This is a genomic window from Furfurilactobacillus cerevisiae (genome assembly GCF_048961765.1).
Taxonomy (GTDB): domain Bacteria; phylum Bacillota; class Bacilli; order Lactobacillales; family Lactobacillaceae; genus Furfurilactobacillus; species Furfurilactobacillus milii_A.
The window spans coordinates 2,869,886-2,891,606 of record NZ_CP185253.1; the positions used below are offsets into that span (position 1 = coordinate 2,869,886).

General features: G+C 43.2%; 18 protein-coding genes and 2 pseudogenes. 8 read left to right on the top strand and 12 right to left on the bottom strand.

The genetic code is table 11. The features are described 5' to 3' along the window. The first annotated feature begins 27 nt into the window (after positions 1 to 27). Entirely contained in the window at positions 28 to 192 is a 165-nt protein-coding gene (locus ABUE36_RS14115; RefSeq protein ID WP_421016965.1) for a FeoB-associated Cys-rich membrane protein, read from the top strand. A 237-nt stretch (positions 193 to 429) separates the two neighbouring features. On the opposite strand, the gene preA is transcribed toward ABUE36_RS14115, so the two are convergent. From preA to ABUE36_RS14155, 8 genes and pseudogenes are all read right to left on the bottom strand, one after another. After that, positions 430 to 1,707 carry an NAD-dependent dihydropyrimidine dehydrogenase subunit PreA gene (gene preA, locus ABUE36_RS14120; protein ID WP_161002045.1) on the bottom strand — a complete coding sequence of 426 codons (1,278 nt, stop codon included), beginning with the start codon at positions 1,705 to 1,707 and terminating at the stop codon, positions 430 to 432. Further along, complete coding sequence (locus tag ABUE36_RS14125; RefSeq protein WP_421016966.1) at positions 1,707 to 2,105, bottom strand: FAD-dependent oxidoreductase; 399 nt, start codon at positions 2,103 to 2,105, stop codon at positions 1,707 to 1,709. The genes preA and ABUE36_RS14125 overlap by 1 nt, the downstream gene beginning before the upstream one ends. A 53-nt stretch (positions 2,106 to 2,158) precedes the next feature. After that, a complete protein-coding gene (gene istB / locus ABUE36_RS14130) occupies positions 2,159 to 2,896 on the bottom strand; it encodes an IS21-like element helper ATPase IstB (protein ID WP_014386885.1) in 738 nt (245 codons plus the stop codon). 9 nt (positions 2,897 to 2,905) lie between these two features. Further along, positions 2,906 to 4,129 carry an IS21 family transposase gene (gene istA / locus ABUE36_RS14135; RefSeq protein WP_003555353.1) on the bottom strand — a complete coding sequence of 408 codons (1,224 nt, stop codon included), beginning with the start codon at positions 4,127 to 4,129 and terminating at the stop codon, positions 2,906 to 2,908. A gap of 104 nt (positions 4,130 to 4,233) precedes the next feature. Continuing rightward, positions 4,234 to 5,079, bottom strand: a pseudogene (locus ABUE36_RS14140) (FAD-dependent oxidoreductase); the annotation flags it as partial. Positions 5,080 to 5,592: 513 nt separating this feature from the next. After that, on the bottom strand, positions 5,593 to 7,293 hold the full coding sequence (locus tag ABUE36_RS14145; RefSeq protein WP_421017490.1) for an adenine deaminase C-terminal domain-containing protein: 1,701 nt from the start codon (positions 7,291 to 7,293) through the stop codon (positions 5,593 to 5,595). Next, the gene (locus ABUE36_RS14150; protein ID WP_011373852.1) at positions 7,289 to 8,209 is read right to left on the bottom strand and encodes an IS30-like element ISLsa1 family transposase; all 921 of its coding nucleotides are present in this window, start codon (positions 8,207 to 8,209) and stop codon (positions 7,289 to 7,291) included. The genes ABUE36_RS14145 and ABUE36_RS14150 overlap by 5 nt, the downstream gene beginning before the upstream one ends. 135 nt (positions 8,210 to 8,344) lie before the next feature. Further along, positions 8,345 to 9,346, bottom strand: a complete 1,002-nt coding sequence (locus ABUE36_RS14155; protein ID WP_421017491.1) for an ABC transporter substrate-binding protein — start codon at positions 9,344 to 9,346, stop codon at positions 8,345 to 8,347. A gap of 140 nt (positions 9,347 to 9,486) precedes the next feature. Here ABUE36_RS14155 and ABUE36_RS14160 point away from each other — a divergent pair. Continuing rightward, a pseudogene (locus tag ABUE36_RS14160) lies at positions 9,487 to 9,939 on the top strand (helix-turn-helix domain-containing protein); the annotation flags it as partial. A gap of 93 nt (positions 9,940 to 10,032) precedes the next feature. Next, a complete protein-coding gene (locus ABUE36_RS14165) occupies positions 10,033 to 10,962 on the top strand; it encodes an IS30-like element ISLpl1 family transposase (RefSeq protein WP_096109805.1) in 930 nt (309 codons plus the stop codon). A 157-nt stretch (positions 10,963 to 11,119) separates the two neighbouring features. On the opposite strand, the gene wecB is transcribed toward ABUE36_RS14165, so the two are convergent. Beyond that, on the bottom strand, positions 11,120 to 12,238 hold the full coding sequence (gene wecB / locus ABUE36_RS14170; RefSeq protein WP_421017492.1) for a non-hydrolyzing UDP-N-acetylglucosamine 2-epimerase: 1,119 nt from the start codon (positions 12,236 to 12,238) through the stop codon (positions 11,120 to 11,122). Between the two features lie 92 nt (positions 12,239 to 12,330). Next, a complete protein-coding gene (locus ABUE36_RS14175) occupies positions 12,331 to 12,993 on the bottom strand; it encodes a TetR/AcrR family transcriptional regulator (RefSeq protein ID WP_421016967.1) in 663 nt (220 codons plus the stop codon). A 217-nt stretch (positions 12,994 to 13,210) separates the two neighbouring features. Between ABUE36_RS14175 and ABUE36_RS14180 the strand changes: the two genes are divergently transcribed. The 5 genes from ABUE36_RS14180 to ABUE36_RS14200 all read left to right on the top strand — a co-directional run bounded on the left by ABUE36_RS14180 (position 13,211) and on the right by ABUE36_RS14200 (position 18,080). Next, positions 13,211 to 14,494 carry a YhgE/Pip domain-containing protein gene (locus tag ABUE36_RS14180; protein WP_421016968.1) on the top strand — a complete coding sequence of 428 codons (1,284 nt, stop codon included), beginning with the start codon at positions 13,211 to 13,213 and terminating at the stop codon, positions 14,492 to 14,494. Positions 14,495 to 14,636: 142 nt separating this feature from the next. After that, positions 14,637 to 15,410, top strand: a complete 774-nt coding sequence (locus ABUE36_RS14185; protein ID WP_347877378.1) for a 1-acyl-sn-glycerol-3-phosphate acyltransferase — start codon at positions 14,637 to 14,639, stop codon at positions 15,408 to 15,410. Beyond that, a complete protein-coding gene (locus ABUE36_RS14190; RefSeq protein ID WP_161002121.1) occupies positions 15,410 to 16,234 on the top strand; it encodes a glycosyltransferase in 825 nt (274 codons plus the stop codon). Before ABUE36_RS14185 ends, ABUE36_RS14190 begins: the two co-directional genes overlap by 1 nt. A 17-nt stretch (positions 16,235 to 16,251) precedes the next feature. Then, positions 16,252 to 17,211, top strand: coding sequence for a glycosyltransferase family 8 protein (locus ABUE36_RS14195; RefSeq protein ID WP_161002024.1), 960 nt, complete (start codon positions 16,252 to 16,254; stop codon positions 17,209 to 17,211). Next, positions 17,208 to 18,080 carry a 1-acyl-sn-glycerol-3-phosphate acyltransferase gene (locus tag ABUE36_RS14200; RefSeq protein WP_161002023.1) on the top strand — a complete coding sequence of 291 codons (873 nt, stop codon included), beginning with the start codon at positions 17,208 to 17,210 and terminating at the stop codon, positions 18,078 to 18,080. Before ABUE36_RS14195 ends, ABUE36_RS14200 begins: the two co-directional genes overlap by 4 nt. A gap of 177 nt (positions 18,081 to 18,257) precedes the next feature. Here ABUE36_RS14200 and mnmG read toward each other — a convergent pair whose 3' ends face one another. Continuing rightward, complete coding sequence (gene mnmG / locus ABUE36_RS14205) at positions 18,258 to 20,174, bottom strand: tRNA uridine-5-carboxymethylaminomethyl(34) synthesis enzyme MnmG (protein WP_161002022.1); 1,917 nt, start codon at positions 20,172 to 20,174, stop codon at positions 18,258 to 18,260. Positions 20,175 to 20,254: 80 nt separating this feature from the next. Beyond that, the gene (mnmE, locus tag ABUE36_RS14210; RefSeq protein WP_421016969.1) at positions 20,255 to 21,646 is read right to left on the bottom strand and encodes a tRNA uridine-5-carboxymethylaminomethyl(34) synthesis GTPase MnmE; all 1,392 of its coding nucleotides are present in this window, start codon (positions 21,644 to 21,646) and stop codon (positions 20,255 to 20,257) included. Between the last annotated feature and the right edge of the window lie 75 nt (positions 21,647 to 21,721).

Below are 21,721 nucleotides of genomic sequence, written 5' to 3' on the forward strand. Positions count from 1 at the left end.
GAATCAGTTCTTATGGGAGGTTAGGTTATGGCCGTTTTAATCAATGTGCTGATTTTCGTCGCTATCGTCCTCATTGCGGTAATCATCGCCGTTCACACCATGCGGCAGTCAGCAACCAAACCGCCCTGTGAGAGTTGCGAATATGCCTGTCCCGCAAGAAAATTGATACAGCACCGTGGGCCACGTAATTAACAATTATGCCAACTAAAAGTAGCAGGAACTAAGCTGTATATGACTTCCATCCAAAATAAATACGATCCTGATTTGCTCAAAGAACAAAATCAGAATCGTATTTTTTAATTATTTAACTTCTTTTTCTTTAGTTAATCTACCCGCCTCGATTGATGGACGTGCATCCTGTTTTCGCTCTGGAAACCAGCGAAACATTAACTGATTGAAGTAAAATGAAACTATTAAATTTTACCAGATTTACTGAACTGGGTGTGTCAAACGTGAAGATTCAATTTGAATATCTTCTGGATTACCTTTAGTGCCTGGTTTCATAACCACTTCGCCGGTTGTGATCGCACCAACAGGACAAACTAAGTTACATAGGTGACAACCGACACATTTGCTAGTGTCAATGGATGGACGACGTGTCTTAATATCCCATTTAATCGCTTGGTGAGCACCATCAAAACAAGAGATATAACAACGACCACAGCCAATACATTTGTCCCAATCAATCTTCGGATAAACTTTGTAATCACGATCCAAATCCTCAGCAGGGACAATGTTCTTGTTGGCAACACCGATCAATTCGCTTAGATGTTCAACGTGCTGATCTTCCATGTAATGCATCAAACCATTCTTCATATCTTCAACGATTCGATAGCCATATTGCATAACCGAAGTGGTCACTTGCAAGGTTGTTGCGCCCATCAGAATGAATTCAGCAGCATCCTGCCAAGTTTCAATCCCACCAATCCCAGAGATTGGTAATTGTTCCAAACCAGCGGCCGTTCTCAATTGTTGTAGGAAACGAAGTGCAATTGGTTTAACAGCCTTCCCTGAAAATCCGGAGATTGAAGACTTACCATTCACAATTGGCAAACCAACTTTACGATCCAAATCAATGTTGGCCACAGATTTAACCGTGTTAATCGTGGCAATCCCGTCAGCACCACCGTCCATGCTGGCCTTGGCAGCAGGAACCATGTCTGTAATATTAGGTGTCATTTTAGCCATCATTGGCAGATTTGAACCACGTTTAACCGCTGTACAGTACTTTTTAACCAGTTCAGGGTTAGTCCCAACATCGGAACCCATTTCGTGAGAGGTCATTTGAGGACACGACAGATTCATTTCGATCATGTCCGCTCCAGCTTCAGTTACCAGCTGAGCCAGTGTTTCCCAGTCCTCTTCGTTTGTCCCCATGATGGATGCAATGACGACCTTGTTCGGGTAGTCATCCTTCAAATGACGTAAATCGTGAAGGTTTTCCTCCAACGAATGCTCAGCGATTTGTTCCATGTTTTTGAATCCAACGAAGGGTGTTCCTTCTTTTGTCAGTTCATCAAACCGTGGCGAGACTTCATTGATTTTAAAGTGTTTCGGACCAATTGTTTTGAAAACAACTCCGCCCCAGCCTTCGTCAAAAGCCTTAGCACACATCTCGTAACAGTTGTCGACAGGTGAAGAAGACAGGAGGAACGGGTTCTCAAAATGAACCCCCAAAAATTCCACTGATAGATCTTTGCTAATCATTATTTGTTACCTCCTAATAATGCCTGATCAATTTCTTCGGCAACTGCTTTACCTTTACGAACGGCCCAAACGACGGTCTTGTCACCTTGGGCAATATCACCAGTGAAGAACACTTTTTCGTCATCAGTCTTGTAACCGGCATGCTGAACTTCACCATGATCGGTATCTACGCCAAGGTTGTCTGTGTTAACTTGTTGACCAACGGCCAGAATAATCAAGTCGGTCTTAATGGTCATTTCACTGTCTAAATGACGATGTTTAAAGGTAACGGTATTGCCATCTACGTCAGTTGGAACGTAGCCATCAACAATGGTGACGCCGGCTTTCTGAGTTGCATCAAGTTCCTTCTTAGAAGCCTTGAATTCATCAAATTCTTCATAAACGAGGTCAGTTGTCAAGGGCAGTTTAAAAATGTAGGTTTTCGGCAGAAAGAAATGTAGGTTTTCGGCAGTTACTTGAGGCCACGTAATCGGTAAGATTTACCAGTGATCTTCACTACGTGAACATGATGAACCAAGCGATCGAGAATGGCTGCTGTCACAGTTGGGTTCTGGAAAATATCAACCCAAGCGGATAGATCACTATTGCTGGTAATGATCGTTGAATGCTTTTCATAGCGGGCATTGACTAGCTGAAATAAGAGGTTAGCTTCTTGGTGACCAATTGGCAAATACCCAATTTCATCAATAATTAATAGGTCATAGCGCGAATAGCGGCTTAGAGATCGATCAAGCAGTCCTTTTTCGTAAGCTGCTCTCAATCTAATCAACAGCTCATGACAATTAATAAAGAGAACCCGACAGCCCTGTTTACAGGCCTCAATCCCAATACTAATTGCCAAGTGGGTTTTACCGACTCCCGGATTGCCAATAAAGATTAAGTTTTCAGACTTTTCCATAAAAGCCAGATTCTGGAATTCCAGAACCTCTTGGCGATTCATACTGGGTTGAAAGCTAAAATCAAATGTATCTAGGGATTTTGTATTGGGGAACCGAGCACGGCCAATGGCCCGTGCAATCTGACCTTCGTGTCGATTCTGGAGTTCCGAATTAGTTAAATCAATTAGCGCCTCAGTTAATGACAGATTATCAGTGTGAATTTGATCAAGGTAATTCGGCAAGTATTCACGGATTTTGTTTAACCCTAAGCGCTCAAGATTATTTAAAAGAATTTGATTATTAGTGGTCATGGTAGCCTCCTATAAGTTGTCGTAATCAGTCATATGTTCACGAATGTAAGCTGAAATGTCTTCATCTGTCCGCCCTTTAAGCAAATCAGATTTGAGGATATTGAACTGATCTTGGGGGTCATAATTCAGCGAATTGGTAGTTATGGAGTGCGTACGAATTTCTTCTCCGTTATAATAAATGTGAATGCGCTGCTCATCATTGGAGATTTCAACAGCAACCGTACAACCAATGTATCGCGGATCTACTGAGTACTTACATTTGCGGAAATTGATCATGGCCTCCTTCGAAACGACACGGGTAATGTTTTCTTCGAAGTATGGTTCAAGGAGATTAACTGGAACGCGATGAAGGTACTCTTTTTCTTCGTCTAACCATTTCAGGTACGGGACTTCGTCCGTGGCCTGCGAAGTTTCATGATTTAGATCATCTCGGAGCATATGAACTAGTTCGATTAGCTCAGTTCCATCAGCAAATTCAGTATTGTATGGCCGTAAACGTTCAACCGTGCGAGCAAGGGCTTCAACTGCACCTTTAGTTTGTGGTCTGAATGGTCGACAAGCAATTGGTGTGAAACCGGCATCTTTACAGAATTCGTGGAACCGTTCGTTAAAGACAGCGTGGCCAAACTGGGATTTTGTATGATCCACAACGGTTTTCATATTATCAAACCAGATTTCCGTCGGAATACCTCCGGTATGAAGGAAAGCGTCGTGTAAGCAAGAAAAGAGGGTATCTTGGCTCCGATCAAAGGTTAGTGTCATATATTTGAGTTTTGAATAAGGCAATACATACAAGAAAATATTGAATTTAAACAGCTCACCCTCGCTGCTCACTAGGGCCATTTCTTCTTTCCAGTCAACTTGAGCAGAGAGACCAGGGGAATGTTCAATCCGAATGGTAGCTTTCTTAACTCGTTCTCGGCGGGTTTGGCGACAATAATCTTTCACGAGGGTATAGCTGCCGGTAAAGCCCTTCTTCTGGATAAATTTAAAAATTGAAGCAGCCGAACAATTTAGTTCAAGCTTTGAATCGATGGTTTGCTTGAATGGATCCAGTAAACTTGGCCGTTTCGGTCGACCACTTGGTCGGCCCTTAAGTCCAGCTTTGACTTCCTCATAGGCTTTCTTAACGGTTCGATAATCAACATTATATTGCCGGGCAATCTCGGCGAAGTTAGGCTTAATATTTTCAGTCACGTAAATCGTCACTCCTTCTCTTAAATCACGTCTCACATCAAATTCCTCCTACACTCTGATGTGATTCATGATACAAAAAATGTAGGAAAACCAACAGTTCTAACCTGCCGTTTTCCTACATTTTACGGGTGCCTTTTACAGTCAGTGACATTCTTAACATCCAACCGCTTTAAAGTCGTCGCAACATCCATCGCAACATCCCCACCACCGACAACAACTGCACTTGCAGGAATGTTGTCGATGTCACCCTTGGCTTCCTTAACACGTGCTAAGAAATCAACAGCAGTTTCAACATATGGATTACCTTCAAACATTGGTAACATCTTCGCTTCACTAGCACCTACGGCAACAACAACAGCGTCGTGATCAGCCTTTAAATCAGCCATTGTGACATCTTTACCAATAGTGACGTTGTACTTGATTTCTGCGCCCAGATTGACGATCCGGTTGATTTCAACATCGACAATTTCATCTGGTAAACGATATTCAGGAATTCCATAACGAAGGTAACCGCCGGCCTTCTCATTCTTTTCGTAAATGTCGACTGCATAACCTTTTTGAAGCAGCGTTGCCGCCGTTTGTAACCCAGCAGGGCCACTGCCGACGATAGCAATGTTCAATCCATTTGAATCGCCTTTGCGAAGAATGTCCATTTTTTCTTGTTCTTCGTAGTCAGTCACGAAGCGTTGAATGCCACCAATATCAATTGGGCAGTCAATCCCCGTTCGCGAACAAGCAAGTTCACAATACTTTTCAGTCGGACAAACGCGAGCACAAATTGCACCCATAGCGTTATTTTCACGAATCGTTTCGGCAGCACCCTTCAGATTTCTGAAACGAACACTACGGATGAAACGTGCTGGATCAGTTCCGGCAGGACACGCTTTAGAACATGGCGCATCGTGACAAAGTAAGCACCGCGCAGCTTCTTCCATCACCGTTGTCATTGTGTAACTAGGTGCTTCCTTTTCGTATTTTGTACTCATAAGATGTAACCCTCGCTTATTTGTTATTTAAACGTTCACATGGTTCATGTGTTTACGTCTTTGAGGTTATCATCGGCACTAATAACCAGCAAAAATCCCGGTATAAACTAAGGATTCATCATGGTTAGAGCCTTCTTTTTATACGCTTATGTATATAAGAAAAGTAAGGCTTAGCAGGTTCCCCAAGACGAATTAGTAACCACTAACTGTTATTAATTGCTTTAGAAACACTGCTGTTACTAGGTTTGTTCGTGTTCATCGACAAAATGGCGATTGGATTAATCGGAATTTAATTGGCTGATATCTCTTTTTACCCACTATTTCTATATATTTTTGGAATAAAATATTAGTTTTATTTTCATTCGCATAAGAGAGCTACATTATCTATGTATTGCAAATACAAGAAGGTCACAGAAACAAGTAGCCAATTCGCCCAGTTGTCTCTGTGACCTAATTCATATATTAAACCGTTAGATTATCTCACCAATTACTTTAAGTGAGTTACTGACGGCATTATTTTACAAACATTGGGATAGATTGTTGTGTTTTAACATCGAACAATCCTTTATCTGAAATTTTAATCGCTGGTGAAACCAACAACGATAGCGTTGAAAATGACATAATTTCATTGCTGTTTTGATATCCTAGCCGTCGCATTGATTGACGGACGGTGGCCAATTTTGCTCCCAATTCATCTATTGATTCACTGCTTATAATGCCACCAATTGGTAACGGTGTGTTGGCAGTAATTAGACCGTTTTCCGCAACAACATAGCCACCGTGGTCATCGACAAGTTGTTGATGAGCCGCCAACATTGAAGGAATATCCGTCCCCATAATCATCAAGTTGTGATGATCATGAGCCCATGTTGCCCCTATAGCACCATGTCCTTTAACACCATTTTCGACAAAGCCAAATGCCAGTTCACCATGACCCGAATAACGATTTTGAACCATCAACAGAGATAAATTATTTTCTTGCCACTGCACTTGCCCGTTAATGACTGGCAATGAAACTTGGCCACGCTTAGTAAAAGTGCCAGTAGCACTAATTTGGACCGTGTTAACCGCAACCTCGTCACGTTGCATAGCCGTTTTGATTAACAAATCTGATTCTGTTAATACTGGCACGTGAACGGAATCTGCAATAGTCGAGTCAAATGACGATCCTTCATTTGCATCAGGAGCAACAATATCTGTCACTGCGTTGCCATGCAAAAATACATCCTCAATAACAAAGTTATCTACGTCACTAAGAACAACAAAGTCTGCTATCCGACCTGGCGCAATGGAACCACGATCCCAAAGTCCCATCCGACGAGCTGGTGTATAAGTGGCCAAGTAAATTGCCTCTTCTGGCGCCATACCAAATTTAATTGTTTGCTCAACCAGCCTGTTAAGGTGTCCACTGCGCAAATCGTCAGCCATCACGTCATCCGTTACCAGTGCAACATGTTCATAAAATTGATGTTCAATAATTGTTTTCACTATCTCTGTAGATAATGACTTTTGTTGAATTTCAATGAACATGCCGTTAGTTATCTTTTCAATTAAGGATGAAGGCGTCTGGAAAGTATGATCGGATGTAATGCCACTATTAATAAAATCAGCCAAATCCTTGCCACTCACTTTGGGCGCATGACCTTCCAAAGGCATTGTCGGTCTGATATTGCGGCAGTCCTTAATAATTTTCCGGATCAGTGACTGAGGCTGTGACGTAATCCCTTTAAAGTTCATGGCCTCGCCCAAGCAGATGATTTTAGGATCGTTTAATAACGTGGCAACCTCGTCCTGCCCAATAATGCCACCGGTTGTTTCCATTGCCGGCGTTGTGGATGGCACTGAAGAAGGAATGGCATAAAAAACTGAAATGCATGAGGGTTGGCGCATGAATTCAGACAGACCATTAATGCCAGCCACGTTGGCAATTTCGTGGGCATCTGCAATTACTGTTGTCGTGCCAAACTTAACGGCAGCACGACCAAAGTTTGTGGGAGTAGCCATTGAGCTCTCAATATGCATATGAGCGTCAACCAATCCCGGAATAATTGAAAAGCCTTTTAGATCAATCGTCCGCTCTGCCACGATATCAGGTAAATTTACACCAATCCAATAAAAGTTGCCGTCTTTAACGGTGACATCAACATTGTTAAAAGTCTTTGTATAACTGTTGTAAACTCGAGCGTTTTTAATCAGGCAAATTACAAGTTTAATCCGAACAAGCCCGGAATCTTTCAATGGCAGTCTGTTGATGATGTATTTTTAATGGTCGTTGATTAATTAGTTCAAGTGCTGCTAGGATCTCATCAGTCGTTACTTGGCTAAAATTGGTCTTTTTCGGGAAGAACCAGCGTAACCGTCTATTAAAATATTCATTGGAACCTCGCTCCCATGGTGAATATGGATGGCAAAAATAAACTTTGATCTGATAATCCTGTTCTAAGGCCTGATAATTGGCAAACTCTTTACCATGATCAACAGTAATGGATTTTACTTGGGGACCGAAGGCCCCCATAAACTTGCCAAAGGCGGTGTTTAGAGCCTTAGCCGTTCTATTAGGGGCTTTGATGGCCCATAGAAGTCGGGTCTTACGTTCTACGAATGTAACCAGACATGATCGTGACTCACTTCGACTAGAAAGCACCGTATCTACTTCCCAATGACCAAAAGCTAATCGTTGATTAACAGTTGTTGGCCGTTGTTCGATGGAAGTCCCACTTGTAAATTTCCCACGATTTTCGCTCACTCGGTGCTGGCGGACATTCCGATTGGGTAGATCAGTCAATTTGAAGGGGAGCCAGCCACGATTAAGCCAATTATAAATTGACGCAGTGCTCAAGTTATAAGCGGCCGCAATGGTTTCTGGTGACCAGGTTAATCGTAAGTGATTGGTAATTAAAGTCGCTAATGCTGCCGTCAGCATCGAACGACGACCGCAATTCCGCCTTTTGCGATCTGCATCTTGCTGAGCTAATTCTGGATCATAAGGTTTAACCCGGTCCAACTCATAGCTAATCGTAGCTTTGGCGACGCCTAAGGCGTCAGCCATTACTTGGTAAGATTTATTCCCCTCATTGACCAGTTGTGCTAGTGCGCCACGTTGAAAACGTGATAAAGTAGATGTACCCAAAGTAATCACTCCCTATATTGGTTGGAATTAGCTACTACCATTGTAAGTGATTACTTTGGGCTTTTTAATTTCTGTTCGGATTAATTATAGAATTTGCCATCAGTAAATCAACGTTTGTCATAATGTCTCCTAACCTTATTGTTTATTCATCAATTGATTCCAACGTGTAATCCATTGGGCCAAATGACGATTAACATACGCAAAGTTGAGGCTTTCAGCCCGCTTAGCAACTGTGCCAACCGTTTTATTTTCTGCGTCTTTACCGCTTAATTGAACAGCCTTATTAACCGGCGCATTATTTAATGACTGCGGACTGGCAACCTTTTTTTGAACCGTTGCACTTAAACGGGCATCAATGTACCGATAATCTTTTTCGGTATTATGACTACTTTTCAAAATTGAAACCGTATCATAGTTAGCTAATGTTCCTGACGCCGGCACGACATATTTTAATTGTGGGTTTGCCTTTTGAACCATATTGACAGCGTAATCACCGACAACTGCCGCATCAATTTCTCCCGTTTTAAACATATTGGCAATGTCAGAGGATTGTGAATATGTTTTAGTCACATTAGGTTTCAACTGTGACAACGCCTTGAATGCTGCCTGACCATTATCTTTTTCAACAGCCGTACCAGCGCGCTCGCCAGCAAGATAAATCATCGCGGGTCCAAATGTCGTCGTAATATCCGGAATAGCCAGTTTATCTTTTAGTTTTGATGACCACAGTTGTTTCCATGAGTTAATCGAAATCTTTTGAGGATTATACATGATCCCAACACTGTTCAACGTGTACGGCACACTGTTGGTTTCTTTTGCCAATTTTTGTTGAGCAGGTGTAAGCCGTTTGAAATTCTTTAGCTTACTGAAATCCAATTTCTTAAATAAGTGTTTTTGATTCCCTGACAACGCATTATTTTGTGATAATTCAACCACATCTACGCCACTGTTAGGATTGTGTTCTAATTGTGTCATTCTGGCGTTACTGTCACCAAATTGGGTGCGCATCGTTACATGATTTTCCTTCGCAAACGGCGCCAACACGTCGCTATTCATCTGCTTTGTAACCAATCCGAACGTTGAAACGGTCATCGACTCATCTGCTTTCGCCGTTGCATCCAAAAAGCCAACCGTCAATCCACCGAGTAACAACGAAATGGTTATTCTTTTCAATAATTGGTAGATTGTAAAATTAATCCGAACGCTGTTCGGACAAAAAAGATCAGCTTCCTTTAAAATGGTGTTTACCACAAACCCATCTTTTAGGAGCTGATCTTTTGTCTAGTATAACCTATTCCGAACGAATTAAAATCGAAACCTTTTGTGAACTAGGGCTGTCCAATATCCAAATGGGCGTTCGGCTGAACCGATCACCGTCAACAATTTCTTATGAATTATCTCGATGTCAACCTTATCAGGCTGAATTAGCACAAACAGATGCCGAATACAAGCGATCACGATGTGGTCGGAAAACTAAGCTGAGCGATGAGTTAAAGCAAACAATTCTCAACCATTTACATCTAAGCTGGTCACCAGGAATGATTGCTCACGAATTTAAACTAGCGACTAAATCTATTTATAATTGGCTAAATCAGGGGAGAATTGGTTTCTCCTTGAATGATCTACCTGAACATGGCGTACGCCAACGGCGTAACGTTGACCAACGATCCAAATATAATCAATCTTTGGGGCGATCGATTGAACAGCGTCCCATGATGATTAATAGTAGATTGTAAAATTAATCCGAACGCTGTTCGGACAAAAAAGATCAGCTTCCTTTAAAATGGTGTTTACAACAAACCCATCTTTTAGGAGCTGATCTTTTGTCTAGTATAACCTATTCCGAACGAATTAAAATCGAAACCTTTTGTGAACTAGGGCTGTCCAATATCCAAATGGGCGTTCGGCTGAACCGATCACCGTCAACAATTTCTTATGAATTATCTCGATGTCAACCTTATCAGGCTGAATTAGCACAAACAGATGCCGAATACAAGCGATCACGATGTGGTCGGAAAACTAAGCTGAGCGATGAGTTAAAGCAAACAATTCTCAACCATTTACATCTAAGCTGGTCACCAGGAATGATTGCTCACGAATTTAAACTAGCGACTAAATCTATTTATAATTGGCTAAATCAGGGGAGAATTGGTTTCTCCTTGAATGATCTACCTGAACATGGCGTACGCCAACGGCGTAACGTTGACCAACGATCCAAATATAATCAATCTTTGGGGCGATCGATTGAACAGCGTCCCATGATGATTAATCAACGTAATCGCATCGGTGATTTTGAACTAGATACCGTCGTTGGCCCTCGTGGGCATAGTAAGGCAGTTTTATTAACTTTAATCGATCGCAAATCACGGTTCCTTTGGGCATATCGGTTAAAGGACCGAACGACAGCGAGTGTTAATGAAGCACTGACTAAGTTCCTAACAACTTTTAATGGACCGGTGCACAGTTTTACTGTGGACCGTGGTACTGAGTTTAGTGGGCTAGTATCATTTGAATCACAATATGGTATTAAGACCTATTACTGTCATGCTTATACGCCAGCTGAACGTGGTAGTAATGAACGCTTTAATCGGAATTTACGTTATTTTTATCCTAAGGGGACTCGTTTTGAGCACATTAGTGCTCAAGATTTAACGACGACGTTACTCCAAATTAACCAGAGACCGCTTAAAATACTTGACTGGAAAACACCGTATCAGGTTATGCTGACCAATTTGTCCAAAAATTCGGATTAAATTTGCAATCTACCTTATTAACTCTTGGCGCGTCTTTTCCTGACGAAAACTTTCTGGTTTGATAGTCATGCGTTTCGACCTCCTTGCATTAGTCAGCTAAAGATTATGTTTCACATGAAACGCCCTTTTGGCTAACTTTGCAACCCTCGTGATCAAACTAGGCTTTAAAGTATGTTGCAATCGCATCGGCAATCCGTTCACTTGCATGCCCATCTCCGTACGGATTTTTGGCGCTAGCCATTGCTTCGTATTCGGCTTGATTAGTTAATAAATTGGTCATCGCGGTGTAAACATTTTCTTCGTTTGTGCCTACTAATTTCAGGGTACCAGCCGTAACTCCTTCTGGCCGTTCAGTGGTTTCACGCAACACCAAAACAGGCTTTCCTAACGATGGCGCTTCTTCTTGGACACCGCCAGAATCTGTCATAATGAATAAGGCCTTGGCGGCCAAATTATGAAAATCAACCACATCTAGCGGCTCAATCAAGTGAATGCGTTCGTCATCAGCAAACACCTCATGTGCGGCTTCTTGAACGTTAGGACTGAGATGGACAGGATAGACCACGTCTAAATTCTGGCGCTCATCCACAACACGTTTGATTGCGCGGAAGGTTGCACGCATTGGTTCGCCCTGATTCTCACGTCGGTGCATCGTCAATAATATAAACTTGTGTCCTGCAGGGATTTTGTCCAAAACTTCATGATGATAATTCTGCGTAACAGTTTCGCCAAGCGCATCAATAGCGGTGTTTCCCGTGACAAAAATCTGACTAGCGGGATGGTTTTCTTTCAATAAGTTGTCACGACTTGTTGTGTTTGGTGCAAAATAAAGATCACTCAGCACATCAGTCAACTGACGATTCATTTCTTCAGGATACGGCGAATACTTGTCCCATGTTCGCAAACCGGCCTCAACGTGCCCAATGGCAACCTGGTGATAGAAGGCGCTCACGGATGCAGCAAACGTGGTCGTGGTATCGCCGTGAACCAAAATCAAGCGCGGTTGCTCCTGTTGAATGATGGCATCTAGCTGACTGACGACATGAACGGTAATTCCGGTTAACGTTTGCCCAGCACGCATAATATTTAAGTCATAATCCGGTTTGATATGAAAAATCGTTAATACCTGATCCAACATTTCCCGATGCTGCGCTGTGACAACCACAATGGGTTGAAATCGTTCGTCCTCTCGCAGGCGTTGCACTACCGGCGCCATTTTAATCGCTTCTGGCCGAGTTCCAAAAATCAACATTACCTTAATTGGCTGTTGTGCCATATTAGACATCCTCCCCTAACAAACTGAATAAGCCCACCATAACACGGCGGACTTAAAATAAACTTCGACTAGCGATTATTTGAATGAAAAAATTACGGTTGCAAACCCTTTTCTAAAAACTTGACTGTATAGTCGATTTCTGTTTTTAACGATATGTCATTCTCCGGGTTTAAGATTAACTTACCAAGGTATGCAAACACGCTGCTAACCATAAATCCAATAATGTACGACAACGGCCAATCCACAATGAGATGACGAGACTGCAAATCCTTAACCGCTGCATTGGTCTCAGTACTAATGCTTTTTGCGAAAATTACCTTGATCTGATCACTAAAGGCCTTATTGTACAGTAATTGGCCAACTAAAATTTTAATCTCACGAAAGTTAGTTTGTATAAACTTCAAGCGGTTCTCGACCACCGTTCCGATAAAGTGATGCAAATCCGGATAAGTGACGGTCAGCGCTTGGGTCTCGAATTCATTGGCAGCTGCAGGAAATGCTGAGCTAATGAGTGGCGTTAACACGGCTAACATCAATTCAGTCTTGTTCTTGAAACGCTTATATACTGTCCCTTCTGCCACGCCAGCCCGTTCTGCGATGTCTGCACTACTCGTATTATCAAACCCACGCTCTGAAAATAATGCCAACCCTGCGGCCAAAATTTGTCGCTGCTTGGGTGTGATAGTTGAATTGTCCTGCAATGCGGCCGTGTAAAACGCCAAAAAGTTAGTAGATTCATTATTTGTCGATGCCATTTCCAACCCTCCCACATGTTTTATCAACATTATGTCGGTCATCAACTACAAACGCAAGATAACCATTCAAAAATGAGTGTTTAATTCTATTATCCTTCCTACAATTTATCATTCATTGCCAAATTATGTTGACTTTTAAAAGATTAGCCATATACTGGGCTTGTAAAAGTGAGTGAGTAATTCCTCATCACTATTAAAAAAAACAAAGGAGTCGTTTATGATGAAAGGATTCACAATTTTTAAACAACCATTCGTATGGGCATTCATGCTTATCGCAATATTATGTTCAATTTTCTTTTCAGCTTGTCTACTGCCTGCTTTTCATGTCCTACCAAGCCGAACCGACCAGATTCCAGTTGTCGTTATTAATCAGGACTCAACGACAATGGGAAAAACTGTCACTCAGCAATTAATCAGGCATTTACCGTTCAAACACATTCGTGAAAATCAAGATTTAGCCACTAGCAAGACTCAGTTAAATAATCGTCATGTTGGACTCATCATCCGCATCCCGGCAACTTTCTCTAAAGATATCAAAGCCGGAAGAACTACACATCTTCACTACTATGTAAATAACGCCAACAGCCTTATTCAAAATAACATGAACAAATCTCTCATCAGCAACGCTACCAACAGTATTTCAGCCAACGTAACGACTAATAAGGCTAAGGGAATGTTTGCGAAAGTGCTTGGTCCACAAATTGCCGCGAAGGCTCAACAACAGTTTGTCACTAATCCAGCCGCGGCTCATTTAGCACAAAATCCCCAAGCAATGGCCGCCGCTAAAAAAACGATGACCAACAAAGTGAAACGAAGCACTATGATGGCTGCCACTAAAATGAGTCAGGCCTTGAGTAAAGGAGTCTCACCAATAACACATACTTCAAATTCACTACCTACGCGTACCAGCTACCAAATGGCACCCATGACTCTCCAAATGGGCACTTATCTTGGTACATTATTGATGAGCGTCTTATTAGTGGCCTTATTCATGGTTAAACGTTTTAGTTTAGGTAAATGGTCAAGTTTCCTAGCAACACAGTGCGTTGGCCTATTGAATGCGATCGTGCTCCCTTTTGCTAGCGTCACTACATTACATTTACTCATCAGCATGAACAGCACAATTTATTGGCAGCTTCTCAGCTTTAACATTGTCAGCACAATGGTTATTTTTGAATTCACCTATGCCATCGCCACTATTTTTGCTGGTCTACCAAGTATGATTATCCAAATCCCATTGTTTATTCTACAAGTCGTTACCGGCGGCATCATCGTGCCTCACTTAGCCCTTAATGGGTTCTATCGTTTCATTGCTGCCACTACGCCAATGTACGCAGCCATGACTGGCAGTCAGAACATTTTGTTCGGAGGCGGTCAAACGGGCAACTTACTTCTGTCACTAATTTGGCTCGGCTTATTGTCTTTTGTCATCAGTGCTGTCGCCATTGCAGTTGGGTTCAGAAGTAATAAACCGGCGGGAATAGCCAAAGTGTTCGCTTAATATTATTTGATAAGGGACCACCGACTTGATTTAACCATCATGTTTCATCAAGTTCGCTGGCCTTTTTTAATCAATAAATACCAAATGTTGGCATCTATGATAAGATTAATGTTACATTAGAAACGAAACCGACGTGAGGGAGGTGAGGCACATTAAACGAGTTCAAACCTATCATGACGTGACAGATGACGTGGTGACGACCAATCACCAAACGAATATTCTGCCCAAAGATTATCGATGGCATCGCGACCGCTGGTGGGAACGATTATGGTCCCTTATCTTTCGTGGTTTGGCTAAGGCATTTGCTTACGTTTATTGCTATGCCAATTGGCATTTAACGGTGGTTAACCGCGGTGTCTTGAAACCGTTTCGCCATCAAGGCTACTTTATGTATGCAAACCACACCCAGCCGGTCAATGATGCGTTTATGCCGTTAGTTATCGGTGGTGCGCAACGTTTTCACGCCATTGTCAGCCCCGCAAACTTCACACTTCCAATATTGGGACCCAACTTACCCTATGGTGGTGCCCTGCCAACCGCAACTACAACGAGTCAGACCATTCAGCTCATCAAAGCAGTCGATCGAGTAATGGATCATAATAACTATGTTGTCATTTATCCTGAGGCACATGTGTGGCCCTATTACACCAAGATTAGACCATTTCCGGAAACGTCGTTTAGCTTCCCCGTTAAAACGCAGAAGCCCGTCTTCTGCATGACAACGACTTATCAAAAGCGTAAATTTGGCAAACGACCACGGCTAACTGTTTATATTGACGGTCCGTTTCAACCAACAGCGGGGCAGTCAAAAAAAGCTCAGCAGCATGAGCTTTGGCAAGATGTGACCCTGACCTTGAAACGGCGAAGTACCGCCAGCACTTACGAATACATTCACTACAAAAGAGATGATTCATGATGAATATTTTGTTCTGTGGCGATCATAGCGTAGAGGATGGCATCCTTATCGCAACGTTATCGCTCATCAAACATGTGCGAGAGCCTTTGCATATTTACGTGATGACGATGACGTTATCGTCATCAAACGGGGCACAATGCAAGCCTGTTAGTGAGCGATTACTCACTTGTGTTCGTGACGAATTACGCACTGCCAACCCACTCAGTAGTATTGAGGCAATTGACTGCACCACATTATTCAACCAAACACCACCTAGTGCAAACATGACGTCACGGTTCACGCCATATTCCATGCTCCGTTTATATGCCGACCAAATTCCACAATTGCCTAACCGTCTGCTTTACCTCGACGCTGACATTATTTGCCGCCAGTCGTTTGAGTCATTCTACCACCAAGATCTTCACGGCGTTGAGTTTGTCGGCGTGCTGGATCATTACGGAAAATGGTTCTTCCATCATGAACTGAAAGTCTATGATTACGTCAATTCTGGTGTTCTCCTACTTAACTTGGCCTACATTCGACAAACGCAGCTTTTTGCCAAGGCCCGCTACATGTGTGAGACGCAACAACGCTTCATGCCAGATCAGACTGCCTTGAACAAGCTGAGCCGCACCAAACGGATTGCACCGGAACGATTTAACGAGCAGCATCGCATTCAATCCGACACTGTTTTTCAACACTTTACGACGAGTTTTAAGTTCTTCCCGTGGGTGCACACGTTCACGGTGAAACCATGGGAAGTTCAGCGGGTCCACAGTGAGTTAGGCCTTCACGATTACGATGATGTCCTCAATAAGTACCTTGAACTCAAACAACATCAGTAAGAAAGGAGCGACACACGATGCCTTCAGCAATTATTCCTGTCTTTTACGCCATCAGTGACGATTTTGCACCCTATGCCGCTGTCTCGATCAAATCATTAACCTCAAATGCTGATTCAAATGACCATTACCAAGTCATTATTCTGCATCAAGGGTTGTCTGATCAAACAAAGACCAGCCTATCCGCCCTTAGTACGCCTAATGTAGAGGTTCGCTTTAAGGCTTTAACACAGTCGTTATCTACTATTCAAAATCAGCATCAAAATTTTCTCAGAGCCGATTTCTTTACCTTAACCATTTTCTACCGCTTATTTATCGCCGACATGTTTCCGCAGTTTGAAAAAGCTATTTACATTGACAGCGATACGGTCATCCCCGGGAATTTAGCCAATTTATACGAGCTGCCATTGGCTAATAATTTGATTGGCGCTGCCCCAGACCATTCAATTGAACATGTGCCACCGATGGTCGATTACATCACTAATGCACTTGGTCTACCTGCTAACGAATACATCAATTCCGGTGTATTGCTCCTCAATCTAACAAAATTACGAGAGGAACATTTCAGTCAACGTTTCTTGAAATTGCTACAAACGTACCAGTTTGACTGTATTGCGCCAGATCAAGATTATCTCAATACAATGTGTCATGGTCGCATCCGCTACTTAGACGAAGTTTGGGATGCCATGCCAAAGGACCCACAGTATGCGCCAGTGAAAAATCCGCAATTGATTCATTACAATCTATTTTATAAGCCGTGGTATTTTGACCACATTATGTACGGTCATTATTTCTGGCAGTATGCGGATCAGACCGCATACAAAAATATGCTCCATCAACAATTAAACGACTACACAACTGCAGAACGAAACGCCGATCGAGACAAACTGACCACTTTAATGACTAAAGCTGGCCAGTTACCCGATACACCCACGACGTTTAAAAAAGTGGCCGCCACCGGTGTGCCCATTCGCGTATGATTGTTGCAGATCATCGCGACCAAGTCATTAATAACATTCGGCAGGCCGTTGCTGAGGGCCGCTTTAACGATAAGGTAGAGGTGGGTGATCCTGTCTTATCAACGGAGGCCAAAACGCAGGCTGTCGATAACTACCTCAAACGCAGTCACACGCTTCACTTTAAAATTGCTAACTGGATTGCGCGAACTTTTATGGCCATCGCAACCTGGCTGACTAACCGAACGACCACCGTTTCCGGCTGGGAAAATCTGTCTAGTCTAGCTAAACACCAAGGTGCCATCATCACCACCAATCATTTCAATCCTCTAGAAAACACAGTGCCACGGCTACTAGCCCGGCATGAGCACCGGCGCTTATTCATCGTCAGCCAGGATACAAATCTGGCGATGACTGGCGGACTGGGTTATTTAATGAACAACTTAGATATCATTCCCTTGTCCAAACGGTTGGACTATCTCGGTCGCGAACTACCATCATTGATTCAACAAGCAACTGCCGCTGGTCACTTCGTGTTGATTTATCCCGAACAGGAAATGTGGTTTAATTACCGCAAGCCTAGGCCGCCCAAACGTGGCACGTATTATTACGCCGCCAAAGCAAACGTACCCATCATTTCCTGTTTCACCGAAATTCGGTCGGAAAAGAAATTAGCAACGCCGGAATTTCATGAAACAAGTTATCATTTACACATTTTGCCGCTCATTTACCCCGATCCTAAACTATCAGCTAATGCAAATGCCACGCGCATGATGAACCAGGATTATGCACAAAAAAAGGCCGCCTACGAGGCAGCCTATCATGAACCACTATCTTATCAGTTTGAACCACAAGATATTGTAGGATGGATTCCGGATCGTGCTCAGCAATAAAGCCATTATTTCACTATCATTAGCGCACAATCAACAATAGTACGATCCAGACGTAAGTGTTAATTAACAGCAATGCCAAAGAGTGGCCGTCACATTTTTTGCGACGGCCACTCTTTTTATAGTTTAAATCGTTATCTCTGACAGGTATCCATTAAAACAAATGTTCAATTTATTTAGCTATTGCGACACCTTAGCGATACGTCCCTGTTCAATATAGACGGACAAAATCGCAATATCAGCCGGGTTAACACCAGAAATTCGACTTGCCTGGGCAAGCGTTTCTGGTTGAATTTTAGCAAGCTTTTGCCGACCCTCTGTCGCCAGACCTTCAATGGCTTCGTAGTCGATATTTGCTGGAATGGCTTTTGCTTCCATCCGCTTCAGCTTGGCGATTTTCTCCTCAGCCTTTTGGATATAACCAGCATACTTTAGCTCAATTTCAACCTGTTCCACCACACGGTGATCGAGTGGCTCAGCCGGTCCATCGATAAATTGCATCAAATCAGCATAGGTCACTTCTGGGCGCCGTAGGAAATCGGCTGCCAGCACGCCATCCTTCAACGGCGCATCATTATGTGCTGCCAACCACTCGTTAACTTGCGCGTTGGGTTTAACGCGAACAGACTTCAAACGATTTAACTCAGCGGTAATAGCCGCTTTTTTGCTTTCAAACTTAGCAAACTTTTCATCATTAATCAGACCAAGATCGTGACCCATAGCTGTTAAACGCAGATCTGCGTTATCGTGCCGCAAAATCAGCCGATATTCAGCACGGCTCGTTAACAACCGGTAAGGCTCTTTCGTGCCCTTGGTCACTAAGTCGTCAATCATGACGCCGATGTATGCGTCAGACCGCTTTAATGTGAAATCATCCTCACCTAAAGCACGACGACCTGCATTGATGCCCGCGATCAGACCCTGGCCAGCAGCCTCTTCATAACCAGATGTTCCGTTCATTTGACCGGCAGTATACAGATTTTTAATCAGCTTTGTTTCTAGCGTGTTGCGCAACTGGTAAGGTGACACAACATCATACTCAATTGCATAGCCAGGGCGCATCATTTCTGCATCTTCCAAACCCTTGATGGAATGTAAAATATGCTGCTGAATTTCTTCTGGCATTGATGTCGATAGCCCTTGTACATACCATTCATCAGTCCGCCGACCTTCAGGTTCCAAGAACAATTGGTGCCGACTCTTATCAGCAAAACGAACGATCTTGTCTTCGATTGAAGGGCAGTAACGCGGTCCGACTCCTTCGATCACACCTGAGAACATTGGTGCTCGATCCAAGTTTTCACGAATGATTTCATGCGTGTGTTCATTGGTGTAAGTTAACCAGCAACTAAGTTGATTTTTAACGTCAATGTACTGGCTGTCTGGCGTATCAAAACTGAAGTGATTAGGTTCCTTGTCACCAGGTTGCTCTTCTGTTTCATCATAATGAATTGTCCCACCGTCAACACGTGGCGGTGTCCCAGTCTTGAACCGTTCCAGGTCAAAACCGAGTTTCTCTAAATCTTCTGACAATTCAATGGAGGGTTGCGAGTTGTTGGGGCCAGATGAATACATCAGTTCCCCAATGATAATCTTCCCACGTGAAGCAGTACCAGCGGTTAATACCACAGACTTCGCTTCATAGTGTGCCCCAGTGGCTGTCACAACACCGTGACAAACGCCATCGTCGACCAATAAGGAAGTAACAACACCCTGACGCAACGTTAAATTAGGTTCCCGTTCCATCGTGTGCTTCATTTCCTCATGATAGGCATGTTTGTCGGCCTGAGCCCGTAAAGCACGGACAGCAGGACCTTTCCCGGTATTTAGCATCCGCATTTGAACGTATGTCTTATCAATGTTGTGGCCCATTTCACCACCGAGAGCATCAATTTCACGGACCACAATTCCTTTAGCCGGACCACCAACAGATGGATTACATGGCATAAAGGCCACCATTTCCAACGAAATGGTCATTAATAGTGTTTTGTTACCCATTCTGGCCGCAGCTAGCGCAGCCTCAGAGCCAGCATGGCCAGCGCCGACCACGATTACGTCATACGCTTTTGCCTGGTATGGCTTTCCCTCTGAAATCATTTCATTTTCCTTTCAAGTGCCAACTTAATTTATAAACCGTAGTGCTGACAGTATGTTTCACATGAAACATGTTTGGACAACTATTTGCCCAAACAAAACTGAGAAAATAATTGTGTCAACAGTTCATCCTGCACAGAATCACCGGTTATTTCACCCAGCAGATCCCATGCACGGGTCATATCGATTTGAACCAAATCAACCGGCATCCCCGCAGCAATACCACTCATAACGTCATCTAAGGCTTGTGATGCCTGGTTTAATAATCCAATATGTCGAGCATTAGTGACCATTACCGTTGTCTGACTGTTTTCAATACCGCCAAAGAACAGGTTAGCAATCTTATCCTCTAACTGATCCATCCCGGCGTTCGTCAGCACGGATGTCGCAATCACAGCGTCATCGCCAACTAACTTTTGCAAGTCAGTCAGGTCGACTTGTTGCGGCAAATCAGTTTTGTTCAAAATGACGATTCGTTTGCTATCTGCCGTTGTTTTAATTAACGTGCGGTCCTCATCTGTTAATGGTTCACTACCATTAATGACCAGCAAAACTAAATCAGCAGCTGCTAACGCTTGCTTGGATCGTTCAACACCGATCTTTTCAACTTTATCCGTCGTGTCATGAATGCCGGCCGTATCAACCAGTTTTAACGGGACACCCTTCACGTTCACATATTCTTCAATGACATCGCGAGTCGTCCCGGCGACATCCGTCACGATTGCCTTATCCTCATGAAGAAGGTGATTTAAGAGACTAGATTTACCGACATTAGGCCGTCCAACAATGGCTGTTGCCAAACCTTCGCGCAGTACCTTACCCTGTTGAGCAGTACTGAGAAGATCTGCAATTCTAGCCTTTACATCCTTGGCCTTTTCCAACAATAACCGCGTCGTCATGGTTTCTACATCATCATACTCAGGGTAATCAATATTCACTTCGACTTGGGCTAAAACATCCAAGATGTCCTGACGTAAATTGCGAATCAAGTGAGCTAAATCGCCGTCCAATTGATTTAACGCGACCTTCATTGATTTGTCAGTTTTGGCACGGATTAAATCCATTACAGCTTCAGCTTGTGACAAGTCAATTCGACCATTAAGGAAAGCACGTTTGGTAAACTCACCAGGTTCAGCTAACCGCGCCCCGTGACTTAACAACAACTGTAAAATTCGGTTGGTGGCCACAATCCCGCCATGACAGTTAATTTCAATAACGTCTTCACGCGTAAATGTCTTTGGCGCTAACATGACAGAAACCATCACCTCATCAACTTCTTCGTTGGTGTCAGGATCAATAATGTGTCCGTAATTAATGGTGTGACTAGCTACTTTACTTAAATCACGACCCTTAAAGACCTTTTCAGCAGTAGCCAACGCCTCTTCACCACTCAATCGCACAATTGAAATTGCACCCTCACCAGGTGGCGTTGAGATCGCTGCGATGGTATCAAACTCAGTAATCGTTTGTGACATATAAACTCCCTTCTCCGCTGATTAATAAATTGCATAAAAAAAGTGCCACCCCACGCGTAAAAAACACGTGGGCAA